Here is a 16,922-nt window from a genome sequence, read left to right as displayed (position 1 = left end):
CACTGGTCAGCCGAACTTGTTGTTACTTGGGAAGCCGTGCGGCACCGCGCGACCGGCGCTTGCGCGCTTGCCCAGCCATTCGCCAAGATCGCGTTCTGTGCGGGTCTTGCCGCCGCCCATGGGCCAGCTGAGCCCCTCGGACAGGGTCACGAAGGTGGCATCGGTCAGTGTATCAGCCGCAACCAACCCGCCGCCGCTGCCGAATTTCTGCAGGCGGACGCCCTTCCCACGCGACATTTCCGGCAAGTCGCTGGCCGGGAAGACCAGCATATAGCGGTTCGATCCGACCAGCACGATGTGATCGCCCGTCACCGGGCGGCACAGCAGCGCCTCGCCATTAAGCACCTGCTTGCCCGATTTGGTCTGCGCCAGAATATCGCCCGCGGCGACGATGAACCCGTCGCCAGCCTTCGATGCGACCAGATATTTCTCGCCCTCGCGCCAGGGGAACACGGCGATCACCTCGGCCTCATTGGGCAGATCGATCATCAGGCGCAGCGGCTCTCCCATGCCGCGACCACCGGGCAGGTTATTGGCGGGAAGGGTGTAGAACCGGCCATTCGAGGCGAAAACCATCAGCTTGTCGGTGGTTTCCGCATGCAGCGCCAGCCCCGGACCGTCGCCATCCTTGAATTTCAGTTCCGCATCCAGCGCCTGATGGCCCTTCATCGCCCGGATCCAGCCCATTTTGGACAAGATCACGGTCAGCGGCTCTCGTTCGATCATGGCGTCCATGTCGATGGGCGCGACATCCGGGGCCTCGGCGATATCGGTGCGGCGTTTACCCTCTTCCGAGGATTTTCCGAAGAGGTTGCGCACCTCTTTCAACTGATCCGATATGCGCGACCATTGCTGCGCCTCATCGGCCAGCATCGCCTGCAGCTCTTCGCGCTCGGCCAGAAGATTGTCGCGTTCCGTGCGCAGCTCGATCTCTTCCAGCTTGCGCAGGGCGCGCAGGCGCATGTTCAGGATCGCTTCGACCTGGACATCGGACAGCTTGAATTCGGCGATCATCACCGCCTTCGGATCATCCTCATAGCGGATGATCTCGATCACCCGGTCCAGGTTCAGATAGGCGATCAGATAGCCTTCAAGCACCTCAAGCCGGGCGGCGATCTTGTCCAGCCGGTAATTCGTGCGGCGCAGCAGCACCTCGCGGCGGTGGTCCAGAAAGGCGCGCAGGACCTCTTTAAGGCTGCAGACCTTGGGCACGCGGCCATCGATCAGCACGTTCATGTTCATGTTGAAACGCAGTTCCAGATCGCTGACGCGGAACAGCGCGGCCATCATCTGTTCGGGGTCGACGCTGCGGGTCTTGGGGTCCAGAACGATGCGGATATCCTCGGCCGATTCGTCGCGCACATCGGCAAGGATCGGGATCTTCTTGGTCTGGATCAGCTCGGCCAGACGCTCGATCAGCTTGGATTTCTGCACCTGATAGGGGATTTCAGTGACCACGACCTGCCATTGGCCCCGGCCCAGATCCTCGACCGACCAGCGTGCCCGGACGCGGAAAGCGCCCCGGCCCGTGCGGTAATTCTCGGCAATGGTTTCGCGGCTTTCGACGATCACCCCACCGGTCGGGAAATCCGGCCCCTGAATGATCCCGGCCAGCGTGTCGTCGCGCGCATCGGGCGTCTTGATCAGATGCAGGCAGGCGTCGATCACCTCATGCAGGTTATGGGGCGGCACATTGGTCGCCATACCCACCGCAATCCCCGAGGCACCATTCGCCAGCAGATTGGGAAAGGCCGAGGGCAGCACGACAGGCTCGGTCAGCGTGCCATCGTAATTCGGGCGAAAATCGACCGCGTCTTCGGCCAGCCCGTCCATCAGCGATTCCGAGGTGCCCGCAAGACGCGCCTCGGTATAGCGGGCGGCGGCGGGGTTATCGCCGTCGATATTGCCGAAATTGCCCTGCCCGTCCACCAGCGGATAGCGCATGGCGAAATCCTGGGCCAGACGCGCCATCGCATCATAGATCGCGGCATCGCCATGGGGGTGATAGTTGCCCATCACATCGCCGGTGATCTTGGCCGATTTGCGAAAGGCGCCGTTCGGCGACAGCCGGAGTTCGCGCATCGCGAACAGGATCCGCCGATGCACGGGCTTCAGACCATCGCGGGCATCGGGCAGCGCACGATTCATGATCGTGGACAGCGCATAGGTCAGATACCGGTCGCCGATCGCGCGGCTCAGCGGTTCGGGGACGGTATTTTCTTCGGGCTCGATCGGCGTATCATCTGACATGCGCCACTGGATAGGACGCAGCGCGGCGCCGGTCCAGACGGAAATTTCGTCCTGATGCGGGAACCGGGTGCAGGCGCGGGGAATTGGCCTTGCTCGTTAAGATAGGTTAAGGACCGCGCCAGATGGGACAGACGATGGGGATGACGGCATGATTCGACTGGGCCTTTTGGTGCTGGCATTGCTGGCCGTCATCGCGGTGACCATGATCGCGGTCGGCCCGGATGGCGACAGCACCGCCACCGTGACCCCGACCGAGGAGCCGCGTCCCACCGCGCAGGATCCCGAAACCAGAAAGCTGATCGAACAGATCAAGACCTCGATCGCCCCGAACGATGACACGCAGCCCGAAGAGGCGGCCCCGGCGGTCGTTCAGGCAGAATCGCAGACACCGCAGCGGGTCGACAGGTTCCCCGGCCCGCCGCTGCGCCCCTCACCCGAACATGAGGGCAAGGAAGGCCAGCAAGATCGCGCCGAGGATCTGCGCAGCACCGCCAGCGGCCCGATCCTTTACGTGACCGGCAGTCGCGTCAACTTTCGCGCAGGCCCGACGACCAGCGACCGCGTGATCGGCGCGCTTGGCGAAGGGGCACCGGTCGAGGCGCTTGGCCCCACCGATGGCTCCTGGATCCGCATCCGCGATGCCGAGGGTCGCGAGGGCTATATGTCGGGGCAATTCCTTTCGCCCGCGGAATGACCGGTCGGGTTCTGGTCACGGGCTGTTCCTCGGGGATCGGACTGGACGCCGCGCGCCGGTTGCAGGCCGAAGGCTGGCAGGTCGTGGCGACCTGCCGCAAGCCCGAGGATATCGCCGCCCGGCAAGCGGAAGGGATGAGTTGCCTGCATCTGGAACTGTCCGATCCCGATAGCGTGGCACGTCTGGCCGAAGAGGTTCTGGCAGAGGGTCGGCTTGACGCGCTGGTCAACAACGCCGCCTTCGCCCTGCCCGGCGCGGTCGAGGATATCCCGCGCGGCGGCCTGCAGGCGATTTTCGAGGCAAATCTTTTCGGCACCCATGACCTGACCGTGCGCCTGATCCCGCATTTTCGCGCGCATGGCGGGCGGATCGTCAATATCAGCTCTGTCCTGGGGCTTGTCGGCATCCCCTGGCGCGGCGCCTATGTCGCGACGAAATTCGCGCTGGAGGGGCTGACGGACGTGCTGCGCATCGAGATGAGGGACAGCCCGGTCAAGGTCGTGCTGATCGAACCGGGACCGATCACCAGCCGCATCCGCGTGAACTCGATCCCGCATTTCGAAAAATGGGTGAACTGGCAGGACAGCCCCCGGCAGCAGCAATATCGCGACAACCTTCAGAAACGGCTTTATCATCCCGAAGGGAAAGACCGTTTCGAACTGCCGGCCTCTGCCGTCAGCGATGTGATCCTGCAGGCACTGACGACAAGACGGCCCAAACCGCGCTATTATGTCACCACGCCGACCCGGATTTCCGGCATTGGGCGGCGCATTCTCTCGACCCGCGCTCTGGACTGGTTCGCCCGCCGCAACTAGTCTGCGCAGGAAAGGCGGTCCCGCATGCAAGACAATTCGATGTATTACCTGATCATTCTGGCGATGCTGGTGGTGTTTGCCATCCTGCTGACCGGAATCGGCGGCTTCGCAAAAGGTGGCGAATTCAACCGGCGCAATGCCAACAAGATCATGCGCTGGCGGATTATCGCACAGGCAGTCGCAATCGCGCTGATCATGACGCTGATCTGGCTGAGGGGACGCTGATGGTCGTTCTGAACAAGATCTATACCCGCACCGGCGACAAGGGCGATACCGCGCTGTCGGATGGCAGCAGGGTTGCCAAGAACGACGCCCGGGTCGAGGCCTATGGCACCGTGGACGAACTGAACGCCACGCTGGGCCTGTGCCGGTTGCATGCGGCGGATATCCTGTCGGACCGCATCGCGATGATCCAGAACGATCTGTTCGATCTGGGCGCCGATCTGGCGCGGCCGAACATGGCCCGTGACGATGAGGCCGAATATCCCGTGCTGCGGATCATCGACGATCAGGTCATCCGGCTGGAAACCGAAATCGACGAAATGAACGCCGATCTGAAACCGCTGCGCAGCTTTATCCTGCCGGGCGGGACCGTCTTGGCGGCGCATCTGCACCTGTCGCGCACCGTGGCACGCCGGGCCGAGCGCCGGGCGGTCGACCTGGCTGCGGCGGGTGATGTGAACAGCGCCGCCGTGCGCTATCTGAATCGCCTGTCGGACTGGCTTTTCGTGGCGGCCAGACAGGCAAATGGTGGGGGGACAGAGGATATCCTGTGGGTTCCGGGGGCCAGCCGTTAGCGCCAGCACCCGCGCCAGGTGGCATGATCTGCGCCGCAAACGCTACGTCTCAAGGCGTTTTTATGTTGCACATGCAGAAAACCAGCCGCTAACACTGTCCCTCGAAAGATGACGCAAACAAAAGGGAGAGAGGCCAATGAAGGTTCTCGTGCCAGTCAAGCGCGTGATCGACTATAACGTGAAGGCCCGTGTGAAGGCGGACGGATCGGGAGTTGATCTTGCGAATGTGAAGATGTCGATGAACCCGTTTGACGAGATTGCCGTCGAAGAGGCCATCCGTCTGAAAGAGGCAGGCAAGGCCGAAGAGGTCGTGGCCGTCTCGATCGGCGTCAAGCAGGCACAGGAAACGCTGCGCACGGCGCTGGCCATGGGCGCGGATCGCGCCATTCTGGTCGTCGCCGCCGATGATGTCGGCACCGATATCGAGCCGCTGGCCGTCGCCAAGATCCTGAAAGCCGTGATCGATGAGGAACAGCCCGGGCTGGTGATCGCGGGCAAGCAGGCCATCGACAATGACATGAACGCCACCGGCCAGATGCTGGCGGCGCTGCTGGGCTGGTCGCAGGCCACCTTTGCCAGCAAGGTCGAGATCGAGGGCGACAGCGCCAAGGTCACCCGCGAAGTGGATGGCGGCTTGCAGACCATCGAGGTCAAGATGCCCGCCATCGTCACCGCCGACCTGCGCCTGAACGAGCCGCGCTATGCCAGCCTTCCCAATATCATGAAGGCCAAGAAAAAGCCGCTGGAGGAAAAGACCGCCGCCGATTACGGCGTCGATGTCTCGCCGCGGCTGGAGATCGTCAACACCAAGGAACCCGAGGGCCGCAAGGCCGGGATCAAGGTCGGCTCGGTCGATGAGCTGGTGTCGAAACTGAAAGAAGCGGGGGTCGTGTGATGGCTGTTCTTCTGCTGGGTGAAGTCACGAATGGCGAACTGAACCGCGATGCGACGGCCAAGGCCGTGAATGCGGTCAAGGGTCTGGGCGATGTGACGGTGCTTTGCGCCGGTTCCAGCGCCAAGGCCGCCGCCGAGGAGGCCGCCAAGATCGAGGGCGTCGCCAAGGTTCTGGTCGCCGAGGATGCGCGTTACGGCCACCGCCTAGCCGAACCGGCCGCGGCGCTGCTGGTCTCTCTGGCTGGTGATTATGACCACATCGCCGCGCCCGCCACGACCGATGCCAAGAACATCATGCCGCGCGTCGCCGCGCTGCTGGATGTGATGGTGATCTCGGATGTGTCGGCGGTGGTCGATGCCGACACGTTCGAACGTCCGGTCTATGCCGGCAATGCGATCCAGACGGTGAAATCGAAGGATCCGAAAAAGGTCTTTACCGTGCGCACCGCCAGCTTCGACGCTGCGGGTGACGGCGGTTCGGCACCCGTCGAGGATGCGGTGCTGGCCGATGATCCGGGCCTGTCCTCCTGGGTGTCCGATCAGGTGGCCGAAAGCGACCGCCCCGAGCTGACCTCGGCCGGTCGCGTGGTGTCGGGTGGCCGTGGCGTCGGCTCGAAAGAGCAGTTCGAGATCATCGAGAAGCTGGCCGACAAGCTGGGCGCCGCCGTCGGTGCCTCACGCGCTGCGGTGGACAGCGGCTATGCCCCGAATGACTGGCAGGTGGGTCAGACCGGCAAGGTCGTGGCGCCCGAGCTTTACGTCGCCGTGGGCATCTCGGGCGCGATCCAGCACCTGGCCGGGATGAAGGACAGCAAGGTCATCGTCGCGATCAACAAGGACGAAGAGGCCCCGATCTTCCAGATCGCCGATTACGGCCTGGTCGCGGATCTCTTTGACGCCGTGCCGGAACTGACCGAGAAACTGTAAGCGGGCAGATTTTCCGACCCTTGAACGCCCCGGCATTGTCCGGGGCGTTTTTTCTTGGCGTCACCTCTGGTCGTTTTCGCATTGAAACGCCCCCCTTTCGCACCCTATCGTCGCGGCAACCAAGATAGGATGCGGACAGATGGCTATTGAAACGGTTGGGGTGATCGGCGCAGGTCAGATGGGGAATGGCATTGCCCATGTCTTTGCACTGGCCGGCTATGAGGTCCTGATGACCGATATCAGTCAGGACGCGCTGGATAAGGCCCTGATGCTGATCGACAAGAACATGGAGCGTCAGGTCAGCCGCGAAAAGATCACCCAGGACGAGAAAAACGCCGCCATGGGCCGCATCGGCACCACGCTGCAACTGGCGGATCTGGGTCAGACAGATCTGGTCATCGAAGCCGCGACCGAGCGTGAGACGGTCAAGCAGGCGATTTTCGAAGATCTGGTCCCGCATCTGAAACCGAACACGATCCTGACCTCGAACACCTCGTCGATTTCGATCACCCGTCTGGCAAGCCGCACCGACCGCCCCGAGAAATTCATGGGGTTCCATTTCATGAACCCGGTGCCGGTGATGCAGCTGGTCGAGCTGATCCGCGGCATCGCCACCGATCAGGCCACCTATGACCTGCTGCACGAGGTTGTGGACAAGCTGGGCAAGACCGCCGCCAGCGCCGAAGATTTCCCGGCCTTCATCGTGAACCGCATCCTGATGCCGATGATCAACGAGGCGGTCTATACGCTGTATGAAGGGGTCGGCTCGGTCAAATCCATCGACCAGTCGATGAAGCTGGGGGCGAATTGGCCGATGGGCCCGCTGGAACTGGCGGATTTCATCGGGCTGGATACCTGTCTGGCGATCATGAACGTGCTGCATGACGGGCTGGCCGATACCAAATACCGCCCCTGCCCGCTGCTGACCAAATATGTCGAGGCGGGCTGGCTGGGTCGCAAGACCGGGCGCGGATTCTATGACTATCGCGGCGAAACCCCGGTGCCGACCCGCTAAGCCGGGCCGACCGCCGATAACCAACGTGAGAGAGGGCGCATGACACGCTTCAAGATCTCTACCCTTGCGGTGCTGACGCTGGCAGCGGCCCAGCCCGCACTGGCTCAGGACCCGGAAACCTGCATGACCGTGCGTTTTTCCGATCCGGGCTGGACCGATATCAGCGCCACCAATGGCGTCGCGGCGACCCTGCTGGAGGCGCTTGGCTATACTGCCGACATCCCCACGCTGTCGGTTCCGGTCGGCTATGAGGCGCTGAAGAACGGCCAGACCGACCTGTTCCTGGGCAACTGGATGCCCGCCCAGCAAGAGTTCCGCACGGATCTGGATGCTGCGGGCACGGTGGTCGAACTGGTGCAGAACCTGGAGGGCGCGAAATTCACGCTAGCCGTGAACAAGGCCGGGGCCGAGGCCGGGGTCGCGGATTTCGCCGATCTGGACGCGCGGAAGGATGAGTTTGACGGCAAGATCTTCGGGATCGAACCGGGCGCGCCCGCAAACCAGTCGATTCAGGCGATGATCGAGGCCGATGATTTCGGTCTGGGCGACTGGACGCTGGTCGAAAGCGGCGAACAGGCCATGATGGCGCAGGTCAGGCGCAATGATGCGGCGGGCATGCCCACGGTTTTCCTCGCCTGGGCGCCGCACCCGATGAACGAGGCGGTCGAGATCACCTATCTGTCGGGCGGGGACGCGCAATTCGGGCCGAATTACGGCGGCGCCAGCGTGCATACCCTTGCGCGCAAGGAATGGGTCGAGACCTGCCCGAATGTCGCAAAGCTGTTCAGCCAGCTTGTCTTTGACGTGCCGATGGAAAATGTCCTGATGGGCAAGATTCTGGATGACGGCATGGCCGCACAAGAGGCTGCAAGCGAATGGCTGGCCGACAATCCGGCGGCTCTGGATGCATGGCTGGACGGCGTGACGACGCTTGACGGGCAGCCCGGGCTTGCCGCCGTGAGGGCCGCCATAGATGGCTGATGGCGCTGAACCGAATATCCTGATCCTGATGGCGGATCAGCTGACGGGAACGCTGTTTCCCGACGGCCCCGCCGATTTCCTGCATACGCCGAACCTGAAGCGACTGGCCGAACGCTCGACCCGTTTTGCCAATGCCTATACAGGCAGCCCCCTTTGCGCACCGGGCCGGGCCAGCTTCATGTCCGGCCAACTGCCCCGCCGCACGCGGGTCTATGACAATGCGGCCGAATTTGCCTCGGACATCCCGACCTATGCGCATCACCTGCGCCGGGCGGGCTATCAGACCTGTCTGTCAGGCAAGATGCATTTCGTCGGCCCCGATCAGTTGCATGGCTTCGAAGAGCGGCTGACCACCGATATCTACCCCGCCGATTTCGGCTGGACGCCGGATTATCGCAAGCCGGGCGAGCGGATCGACTGGTGGTATCACAATCTGGGATCGGTCACCGGCGCCGGCGTGGCAGAGATCACCAACCAATATGAATATGACGATGAGGTCGCCTATAACGCCTGTCGCAAGCTGTACGATCTGTCGCGCGGCGCGGATCAGCGGCCCTGGTGCCTGACCGTCAGCTTTACCCACCCCCACGATCCCTTCGTGGCGCGGCGCAAGTACTGGGATCTCTATGAGGGCGCGGCAGAATTGCAGCCGCCCGAGGCGATGGCCTATGAGGATCACGACCCGCATTCCAGGCGTCTGATGGATGCCAGCGACTGGCGGAATTTCGACATCACCCCGCGCGACATCCGCCGCTCTCGTCAGGCCTATTTCGCCAATATCAGCTATATCGACGACAAGATCGGCGAGATCCTTCAGGTGTTGGAAGACACGCGGCAAGAGGCGATCATCCTGTTCCTCTCTGACCACGGCGAAATGCTGGGCCGTCGCGGGCTGTGGTTCAAGATGAGCTTCTTCGAAGGCTCGGCACGGGTGCCGCTGATGATTTCCGCGCCCTCCATGCCGCCGGGCCGGGTGGATGAGCCGGTCAGCACCATCGACGTGCTGCCGACGATCTGCGATCTGGCCGGGCTTTCGATGCGCGATATCGCGCCCTGGACGGATGGCCGTTCCCTGGCGGATGGCGCGGCGACGCGCGGTCCGGTGCCGATGGAATATGCGGCCGAGGGCAGCATCGCCCCGCTGGTCGCCTTGCGGGACGGGCCGTGGAAATACATCGCCTGTCAGGCCGATCCCGAGCTGTTGTTCAATCTGGATGACGATCCCGAAGAGCGGGTCAATCTGGCCAGCGATCCATCGCATGCCGATCAGATTGCCGCGATGCGGGCGATGGCGGCGGAACGGTGGGATCTGGATGCCTATGATGCCGAGGTCCGGCAGTCGCAGGCCCGGCGCTGGATCGTCTATGAGGCACTGCGCAACGGCGCGTATTTCCCCTGGGACTATCAGCCGCTGATGGACGCGTCAGAGCGTTACATGCGCAACCACATGGACCTGAACGTGCTGGAAGACAACAAGCGCTTCCCGCGCGGCGAATGAGAAACGCGGCAGGGGCCGGTGTTCCGGCCCCTGGTCGTTATGCGTGCGGATCAGTCGTCCAGCTTTTCCTTGTCACGCTGCTCCATGAACTGATCGAATTCCGCCTTGTCCTTGGCTTCGCGCAGCTTCTGCAGGAAAGTCATGAATTCGGTATGCTCATCCTCAAGCCGCTTCAGCGTCTCTTCGCGATAGGCGTCAAAGGCCATATTGCCCGTCGGGGCCGCATGGTAACTTGCGCGGTACCGGCGCTTGCTGCTGCATCCAATCATGCGCTTGCTCCAGATCATGTATCCAAGGATCGCCAGACCGACCGGCCAGAAGGCAATGAAGCCCAGAACCATCGCGGCAATCCACGCAGGCCGCCCCCTTTCGTCCAGCCAATCGCGAACCCGGGTCAAAGGCCGAGAGCCACGCGATTCCGACTGCGGATAGGCGGGCATTCGATATGATGCGGTTTGCATCGTGGCGATCCTTTCATGTTAATGTTAATCACATTTACATAATTGGGTGCTTTTCGGCTGCGGTCAAGTATAGGGCGTGAAAATTTATTCGGGGATCAGGCCAAGGCCGCGCATGTAGATGATGGCAGCGCTTTCCAGCATCTCGGCCGGGCCGACCGGGCTGCGACCGCCGGGCTTGCCACGAGAGAACAGCTCGACCACGCCATGGCTCAGCGCCCAGACATGGTTCGCGACCATGCGCGCGGGCGGGCGCTTGTCCGCCGGTAATGGCGCGGTCAGCGCCTCGGCAGCGCGGATCATCACGCCTGTGGCACGATCGCCCGCTACGGAAAGTTCGGAATTCGCGGTGATCGAGATGCCGGATTCGAACATCGCCATGTAATAACCCGGACGTTCGCGCGCGAAGTCCAGATAGGCCTGACCCAGCCGTTGAAACGCGGCAATCGGGTTCGGCCTGCCATCGTCAAAGGAAGCTTCCAGTCGCGCGGCGAAATCCAGAAATCCCTGACGCGCCACCTCTTCGACCAGATCCTCGCGGCCCTTGAAATGGCGATAGGGAGCGGCAGGGCTGACACCCGCGCGGCGGGCAGCCTCGGACAGGGTGAAGGCCAGGGGGCCCATTTCCTCGATCAGGGTGGCGGTGGCCTCGACCAGGGCTTCGCGCAGATTGCCGTGGTGATAGGATTTGCGGTCCCCCACGGCCCCTACATGCCCTCGCCGAAATAGTCCTGGACCAAGGCCTCCAGCGCGTCGGCCAGTTCGGTGGCCTCGGGGCCGGTGGTGGTGACGGTGATTTCGGTTCCGCGCGGTGCGGCCAGCATCAGCAGGCCCATGATGGAGTCGCCGGACACGCGCATGCCGTCCTTTTCGACCTGGGCATCGGCGTTGAAACGTTCGACCACATCGACGAATTTCGCGCTGGCGCGTGCGTGCAGACCCTTGACGTTGATGATTGCCAGTTGGCGCATGGTTCCGTCACTCATCCGGCATGCGACCTGATATTTGCGACAGCTTCAAGGGGAACGTTGTAAGAGTTGATATATTTACGGCCCGCCTCTTTCGCGAAGGCCACGGCGTCGGACACCGACAAGTGCCGTGACTTGGCCAGCTTGACCAGCATGGGCAGGTTCGCCCCATAAAGAATGGTCCGGTCACGCACCGCACAGGCAGGCAGCGACAGGTTCGAGGGCGAACCGCCGAACAGATCGGTGACGACGACCACGCCGCCGCCGCTGTCCACGGCATCCGCCGCGGTTCGGATTTCAGCCGTTTTCGCTGCACGGTCGTGATCATCCTCGATCGCGACTGCGGCAATGCCTTTCTGCGGTCCCACCACGTGCTCGACCGCCGAGAGATATTCCCGGGCCAGGCCACCATGTGCGACGATCACAATACCAATCAATGCGATCCACCACGTTCAATAGAGGGCGCCCGCATCTTCTCCTGCCCGGTTTCAGCATGCTGACGCTGTGCGCCGTGATGCTGAAAGCCCGAGGACGTAAATGTCGGGACGCGCCGTTCAAGTTCCCTGTGCCTTATTGACACTGGCCAGCCTGCATTCGCAAGCTCAACTGCCATCTTTTCAGCCATTGTGACGGAACGGTGTTGCCCGCCGGTGCAGCCAAACCCGATGGCCAGGTGTGACTTGCCCTCTTCGATATGTGCCGGAAGTTGAAACCTGATCAGCCCTGACACGCGCTCGAAGAATTCTGCGAATCGGTTATCGGATGCCACATAAGCCTGCACCTCAGCGTCCTGGCCGGTTCTGGCCCGAAGCTCTGGCTGCCAATGCGGGTTCGACAGGAAACGACAGTCGAACATCATGTCCACGCCGCGCGGCACCCCGCGCTTGTAGCTGAAGGAATGCAGCGACACGCTGAGCTTGCGGTCCGATCGTATATCGAACCAGCGGGTCAGTTCGGCCTTCAGATCGTGGGGCGACAGTTCCGACGTATCGACCAGCACATCCGCGCGCGAGCGGATCGGCCCCAGCAGGTCGATCTCGGCCAACACACCGGACAGCGGAGAACTGTTGGGCGCCAGCGGATGCCTGCGCCGCGTCTCGTTATAGCGGTTGACCAGCACATCCGAGGCGCAGTCCAGAAACAGAACCTCGGGCGTGTATCGCGGATCGCGGGTCAGCCGGTCGATCAGTTCGATCACGTTCGAGGCCGAGAAATCCCGGTTCCGCACATCCAGACCAAGCGCCAGCGGCGTGGGCCGCGTCGGGCCATCCAGCAGACGGGGGATCAGAGATAGCGGCAGGTTATCGATCGCCTCGAAACCCAGATCCTCAAGCACATTGATCGCCGTGGAACGGCCCGCGCCCGACGGCCCGGTCACAAGCACAAGCCGCTGCACCGTGTCCGGCACCTCGTCTCCGCTGCAATGTTCCGGCGTCAATGCCATATGGCCGGTTCCCTTTCTCGCTGGCTTAAGCTGACTTACCCTGCGTTATCATGCCGCCGATCAACAACTGCCGCAACGCAGCATAAAGATGCGGTCGATACGGCCCCAAGACAAGTGGCAAGGCCACACCCAGGATGTCATGAAACTGTGAGCGTGGCATACGGTCCACGCTTTCGCGGCCCAGATCGACAATAGCAGCCAGTCTGGCGGGCTGTCCGGGCACTGCCGCAAGGATGCCCAGACCGCGCGCCTCTATCTGCCCGAGAATCGTTTCGGGGCAATGTGCCACGATATCGCCGCCATCCTTCACCAGATCGGTGCGGTCATCTGCCACCAGTTGCGCCCCGACGGCCATCAGTTGCAGCGCCAATGTCGACTTGCCGGACCCGGAGGGACCAAGGATCAACACCCCCTTCCCGTTCAATGCCACCGTTGTTCCGTGAACCTGCATCTTCCGAATCACCTTTCCCGTCCAATTCTGCGCAATCAGCGTTAATTTTCCGTCCTCAATCGCGCAATTAACTGCCTGATGGCGTTAACATTACCTGTTTGCGCTAACTGTTTGCGTTCCCTTCTTTCAGAGCCGCCACCGCGTGCTATAGCCCGCAATACAACCGTTACAATTCTCGCAGCCCTACAGTCAGGAGCCTCGACAACATGACCCGCGTAAACCCGAATTGCCGCTTGGAAGATCAGGGAATCAAGGGACTCGGCCGGGTCTATTACAACCTGCTGGAGCCCTCGCTGATCAATGAGGCGATTGCCCGCGGCGAGGGTCGTCTGGGACTGGGCGGCACCTTCCTGGCCACCACCGGCGCCCATACCGGACGTTCGCCCAAGGACAAGCATGTCGTGCGCACCCCGGATGTCGAAGACAGCATCTGGTGGGAAAACAACAAGCCGATGGATCCCGAGGCCTTTGACCGGCTGCATGCCGACATGCTGGAGCATATGAAGGGCAAGGACTATTTCGTCCAGGATCTGTTCGGCGGTGCCGATGCCGAAAATCGTCTGGACGTGCGCGTCGTGACCGAAATGGCATGGCACGGCCTGTTCATCCGCCATCTTCTGCGCCGCCCGGAAGCGGAAGAGCTGGCGGAATTCATGCCCGAATTCACCATCATCAACTGCCCCAGCTTCAAGGCCGACCCGGAACGCCACGGCTGCCGCAGCGAAACCGTGATCGCGCTGAATTTCCAGAAGAAACTGATCCTGATCGGCAATACCGCCTATGCCGGCGAAAACAAGAAATCCGTGTTCACGCTGCTGAACTACATCCTGCCGGGCAAGGGCATCATGCCGATGCATTGCAGCGCCAATCACGCCATCGACAATCCCGAAGACAGCGCGATCTTTTTCGGTCTGTCGGGCACCGGCAAGACGACCCTGTCGGCCGATCCGTCGCGCACCCTGATCGGTGATGATGAGCATGGCTGGTCAGACAATGGCATCTTCAATTTCGAAGGCGGCTGCTATGCCAAGACCATCAACCTGTCGCCCAAGGCCGAGCCCGAGATCTATGCCACGACCACGCGCTTTGGCACCGTGATCGAGAACATGGTCTATGACGAAGATACGCTGGAACTGGATTTCGAGGATAACTCGATCACCGACAACATGCGCTGCGCCTATCCGCTGGATGCGATCAGCAATGCGTCGGACACCAGCCTTGGCGGGCATCCGAAAAACGTGATCATGCTGACCTGCGACGCCTATGGCGTTCTGCCGCCTATCGCGCGGCTGACCCCGGCGCAGGCCATGTATCACTTCCTGTCCGGCTTCACCTCGAAAACGCCGGGCACCGAGGTTGGCGTGACCGAGCCGATCCCGACCTTCTCGACCTGTTTCGGCGCGCCCTTCATGCCGCGCCGCCCCGAGGTCTATGGCAAGCTGCTGCAGGAAAAGATCGCGCAGCACGGGGCCTCTTGCTGGCTGGTCAATACCGGCTGGACCGGCGGCGCCTTCGGCACCGGGTCACGCATGCCGATCCGCGCCACCCGCGCGCTGCTGTCGGCGGCGCTGGATGGCAGCCTGAACGACGTTCAGTTCCGCAAGGATCCGAATTTCGGGTTCGAGGTTCCGGTCTCGGTTCCCGGCGTGTCGGATGTGCTGCTGGATCCGCGCCAGACCTGGGCTGATGCCGGGGCTTATGACGAACAGGCCGCAAAACTGGTGCAGATGTTCAGCGACAATTTCGCGCAATATCTGGAAGCGATCGATGATGAGGTGCGCGCCGCCGCCATCGGCTGACCGGCACACCCCCATCCAATTTCCGCAGGTGCCGCGCAAACGGCACCTGCTTTTCTTTTTGGCGTGCCGGGAAAGCCGGGCTTACAGCAGCAGGCTGTTCTCCAGATCGGCCAGTTGCACCTCTTCCAGCACGATCACCATTCTGCCGAACTCGATCACGACATCGCTGCCCTGCTGCTGCGCCGCAGCCAGCGCCGCCTGCCCGTCGCCGCCACGGAACATCAGTTGGTCCTGATCGCCCGACATCAGGTTGAAATCCTCGACAATCGCGCGGCCCGATACGGCGGCATCGAAGATGAACACGTCATCGCCCTGCCCCCCAGCAAGACGATCCAGCCCCGCCCCGGCGCTCAGCTGGTCATCGCCTTCGGCCCCGAACAGCCGGTCATTGCCGCGACCGCCGCTGAGCTGGTCGCCGCCCTCTCCGCCATGCAGCAGATCCGCGCCAGAGGTTCCGGTGATCCGATCATCTCCCGCCTGCCCAAAGACAACCCGTCCCGACAGCACTTCGTCAGAGCCTAACCCGCTGACCGCCTGCCCATAGGCGATATCGCGGTCGCCCAGTTCGAAGAAGGACCAATGTTCATCCTCTAACCGATCACCCTTGATGGAATAATCGGTCGTTCCGCCCAGAAGGCCGGGATGCTTGATCTGCACGGCCTCGATATCACTGGCCAGCGTCAGGGATTTGCCGCTGTCAAAGACCATCGTGCCATCCGCCAGCCGATAGACCTGCAGATCCGCGACGCGGGTGACGATCTGCAAGATATCCTCACCCTGCCCGCCATCCACGCGGTTCAACCCGTGCTCCACGCGGATCAGGTCATCGCCCGCCCCGCCATCCAGCCAATCGCCCTTCAGCCCATCGGCCAGCCTGTCGTCATAGGCCGTGCCGACGATAAAGCCCGGCGCGCCATGATGGTCAGAGGTCGGCGCCGCCTTGTCCCGGACCCAGACCAGCCCGCGCAGATCGGCACCAAGGTTAGAGACGACAATCGCACTGTCCTGACTGGTGAACTCATAGAAGGCGGAATTGCCGACCCGCTGCAGCGCATCGGAAAAGACGCCGCCGACATGGCCCCACCAGCTCATCAGGTTCAGGATCGAATCGATCTGCAGCGTCACTTCGGCCCCGGCATAGGCGCCGTCGAAGATCACCAGATTATCCGTGGTGGTCTGATAGCTGTTGTCATTATTGGACAGCAGCGGATCGGCCTGACCGATGGCGTCCCAGAAATCCTCGGCCGTGCCGGTCGCGCGAAAAATGACGTCATTTTCATAGCCGACATTCAGCACCCGGCCCGGATCGTCATGGATGACCGGCCCGTCATGCCCGACATAAAGCGAGTCGGCAAAGAACCCACCCGCAAGTTGATCGGCGAAGCGCGCCTGAATATTCGTATAGCCGCCCCCCAGGCTATAGCCGGTGACGATGACATCCTCTCCCGTCAGCCCCTGCCCCTCGGCAAAGCTGCGCAGCGCGCTCAGCACCGGCTCCATCGCGGCGGACATCTCGCCGCTGTTCAGCTGCGTGTAGTCGATCACATCCGCCAGATTGTTGGTGCCGGCATAAGAGACCGCCAGCCGGGCAATGCTGCCATCGGGATTTTCTTCGGCAAAGATCATCAATTGCGGCCCGCCCGGCAGATTTCCGGTCAGGGGGCTGGTCAGTTTGATGAAGCCCTGCGCGTCGACGACGGATGGATCAAGCCCCAGTTCGGCAGCGCCGACATTGCGCCAGCCCTCCGGAAGGCCCGTGGCGACAGCGCCACCGCTCAGCACGCCGCCCTGCATCAGGGCGCCCATCTGGGGCATCCCGTTCATCTGGGACACACCGGCAAGCCGATGCGTCAGCGCGACCAGTTCCGCAGCCTCGGCCCCTGACAGATCCTTATAGTCGAATACGCTCACCTGATCCTCCTCCTCGTCTT

At 62.3% G+C, this 16,922-nt stretch carries 18 protein-coding genes; 10 read left to right on the top strand and 8 right to left on the bottom strand.

Translation table 11 applies throughout. The annotated features are described in order from the left end of the window. Positions 1-6: 6 nt before the first annotated feature. Positions 7-2,250 carry a DNA topoisomerase IV subunit A gene (gene parC, locus JHX87_RS15280; RefSeq protein WP_271885372.1) on the bottom strand — a complete coding sequence of 748 codons (2,244 nt, stop codon included), beginning with the start codon at positions 2,248-2,250 and terminating at the stop codon, positions 7-9. Positions 2,251-2,398: 148 nt separating this feature from the next. Between parC and JHX87_RS15275 the strand changes: the two genes are divergently transcribed. The 9 genes from JHX87_RS15275 to betC all read left to right on the top strand — a co-directional run bounded on the left by JHX87_RS15275 (position 2,399) and on the right by betC (position 9,871). Then, positions 2,399-2,944, top strand: a complete 546-nt coding sequence (locus JHX87_RS15275) for an SH3 domain-containing protein (protein ID WP_271885373.1) — start codon at positions 2,399-2,401, stop codon at positions 2,942-2,944. Continuing rightward, positions 2,941-3,759 (top strand): SDR family NAD(P)-dependent oxidoreductase, encoded by an 819-nt coding sequence (locus JHX87_RS15270; protein ID WP_271885374.1) that lies wholly within the window; start codon positions 2,941-2,943, stop codon positions 3,757-3,759. Before JHX87_RS15275 ends, JHX87_RS15270 begins: the two co-directional genes overlap by 4 nt. Before the next feature lie 39 nt (positions 3,760-3,798). Then, the gene (locus tag JHX87_RS15265; protein ID WP_377776053.1) at positions 3,799-3,984 is read left to right on the top strand and encodes a twin transmembrane helix small protein; all 186 of its coding nucleotides are present in this window, start codon (positions 3,799-3,801) and stop codon (positions 3,982-3,984) included. Next, on the top strand, positions 3,984-4,556 hold the full coding sequence (locus JHX87_RS15260) for a cob(I)yrinic acid a,c-diamide adenosyltransferase (protein WP_271885376.1): 573 nt from the start codon (positions 3,984-3,986) through the stop codon (positions 4,554-4,556). The genes JHX87_RS15265 and JHX87_RS15260 overlap by 1 nt, the downstream gene beginning before the upstream one ends. Before the next feature lie 136 nt (positions 4,557-4,692). Then, on the top strand, positions 4,693-5,451 hold the full coding sequence (locus tag JHX87_RS15255; RefSeq protein ID WP_271885377.1) for an electron transfer flavoprotein subunit beta/FixA family protein: 759 nt from the start codon (positions 4,693-4,695) through the stop codon (positions 5,449-5,451). Beyond that, positions 5,451-6,377, top strand: coding sequence for an electron transfer flavoprotein subunit alpha/FixB family protein (locus tag JHX87_RS15250; protein WP_271885378.1), 927 nt, complete (start codon positions 5,451-5,453; stop codon positions 6,375-6,377). Before JHX87_RS15255 ends, JHX87_RS15250 begins: the two co-directional genes overlap by 1 nt. A 139-nt stretch (positions 6,378-6,516) precedes the next feature. Continuing rightward, a complete protein-coding gene (locus tag JHX87_RS15245; RefSeq protein ID WP_271885379.1) occupies positions 6,517-7,392 on the top strand; it encodes a 3-hydroxybutyryl-CoA dehydrogenase in 876 nt (291 codons plus the stop codon). A 39-nt stretch (positions 7,393-7,431) separates the two neighbouring features. Beyond that, on the top strand, positions 7,432-8,373 hold the full coding sequence (gene choX, locus JHX87_RS15240) for a choline ABC transporter substrate-binding protein (RefSeq protein WP_271885380.1): 942 nt from the start codon (positions 7,432-7,434) through the stop codon (positions 8,371-8,373). Continuing rightward, positions 8,366-9,871: a choline-sulfatase gene (betC, locus tag JHX87_RS15235; protein WP_271885381.1), complete on the top strand. Its 1,506-nt coding sequence runs from the start codon at positions 8,366-8,368 to the stop codon at positions 9,869-9,871. The genes choX and betC overlap by 8 nt, the downstream gene beginning before the upstream one ends. Positions 9,872-9,921: 50 nt before the next feature. Here betC and JHX87_RS15230 read toward each other — a convergent pair whose 3' ends face one another. The 6 genes from JHX87_RS15230 to JHX87_RS15205 form a co-directional block, all read right to left on the bottom strand. Next, the gene (locus JHX87_RS15230; RefSeq protein ID WP_271885645.1) at positions 9,922-10,311 is read right to left on the bottom strand and encodes a DUF2852 domain-containing protein; all 390 of its coding nucleotides are present in this window, start codon (positions 10,309-10,311) and stop codon (positions 9,922-9,924) included. Positions 10,312-10,416: 105 nt separating this feature from the next. Further along, complete coding sequence (locus tag JHX87_RS15225) at positions 10,417-11,031, bottom strand: TetR/AcrR family transcriptional regulator (protein WP_271885382.1); 615 nt, start codon at positions 11,029-11,031, stop codon at positions 10,417-10,419. A gap of 5 nt (positions 11,032-11,036) precedes the next feature. Further along, positions 11,037-11,300 carry an HPr family phosphocarrier protein gene (locus JHX87_RS15220; RefSeq protein WP_377776051.1) on the bottom strand — a complete coding sequence of 88 codons (264 nt, stop codon included), beginning with the start codon at positions 11,298-11,300 and terminating at the stop codon, positions 11,037-11,039. 11 nt (positions 11,301-11,311) lie between these two features. Continuing rightward, complete coding sequence (locus JHX87_RS15215) at positions 11,312-11,734, bottom strand: PTS sugar transporter subunit IIA (RefSeq protein ID WP_271885384.1); 423 nt, start codon at positions 11,732-11,734, stop codon at positions 11,312-11,314. After that, positions 11,731-12,705, bottom strand: coding sequence for an RNase adapter RapZ (gene rapZ, locus JHX87_RS15210; RefSeq protein ID WP_271885647.1), 975 nt, complete (start codon positions 12,703-12,705; stop codon positions 11,731-11,733). The genes JHX87_RS15215 and rapZ overlap by 4 nt, the downstream gene beginning before the upstream one ends. A gap of 61 nt (positions 12,706-12,766) precedes the next feature. Next, positions 12,767-13,192, bottom strand: a complete 426-nt coding sequence (locus JHX87_RS15205; protein ID WP_271885385.1) for an HPr kinase/phosphorylase — start codon at positions 13,190-13,192, stop codon at positions 12,767-12,769. A 206-nt stretch (positions 13,193-13,398) separates the two neighbouring features. On the opposite strand from JHX87_RS15205, the gene JHX87_RS15200 reads away from it, so the two are divergent. Continuing rightward, positions 13,399-14,991, top strand: coding sequence for a phosphoenolpyruvate carboxykinase (locus tag JHX87_RS15200; protein ID WP_271885386.1), 1,593 nt, complete (start codon positions 13,399-13,401; stop codon positions 14,989-14,991). Between the two features lie 81 nt (positions 14,992-15,072). On the opposite strand, the gene JHX87_RS15195 is transcribed toward JHX87_RS15200, so the two are convergent. Beyond that, positions 15,073-16,902 carry a calcium-binding protein gene (locus JHX87_RS15195; protein ID WP_271885387.1) on the bottom strand — a complete coding sequence of 610 codons (1,830 nt, stop codon included), beginning with the start codon at positions 16,900-16,902 and terminating at the stop codon, positions 15,073-15,075. Positions 16,903-16,922 lie beyond the last annotated feature (20 nt).

Source organism: Paracoccus fistulariae (genome assembly GCF_028553785.1).
In the GTDB taxonomy this organism is placed as follows: Bacteria; Pseudomonadota; Alphaproteobacteria; order Rhodobacterales; family Rhodobacteraceae; genus Paracoccus; species Paracoccus fistulariae.
The sequence above is the reverse complement of the archived record's forward strand: the minus strand, read 5'-3'. Positions and strand labels throughout refer to the sequence as shown.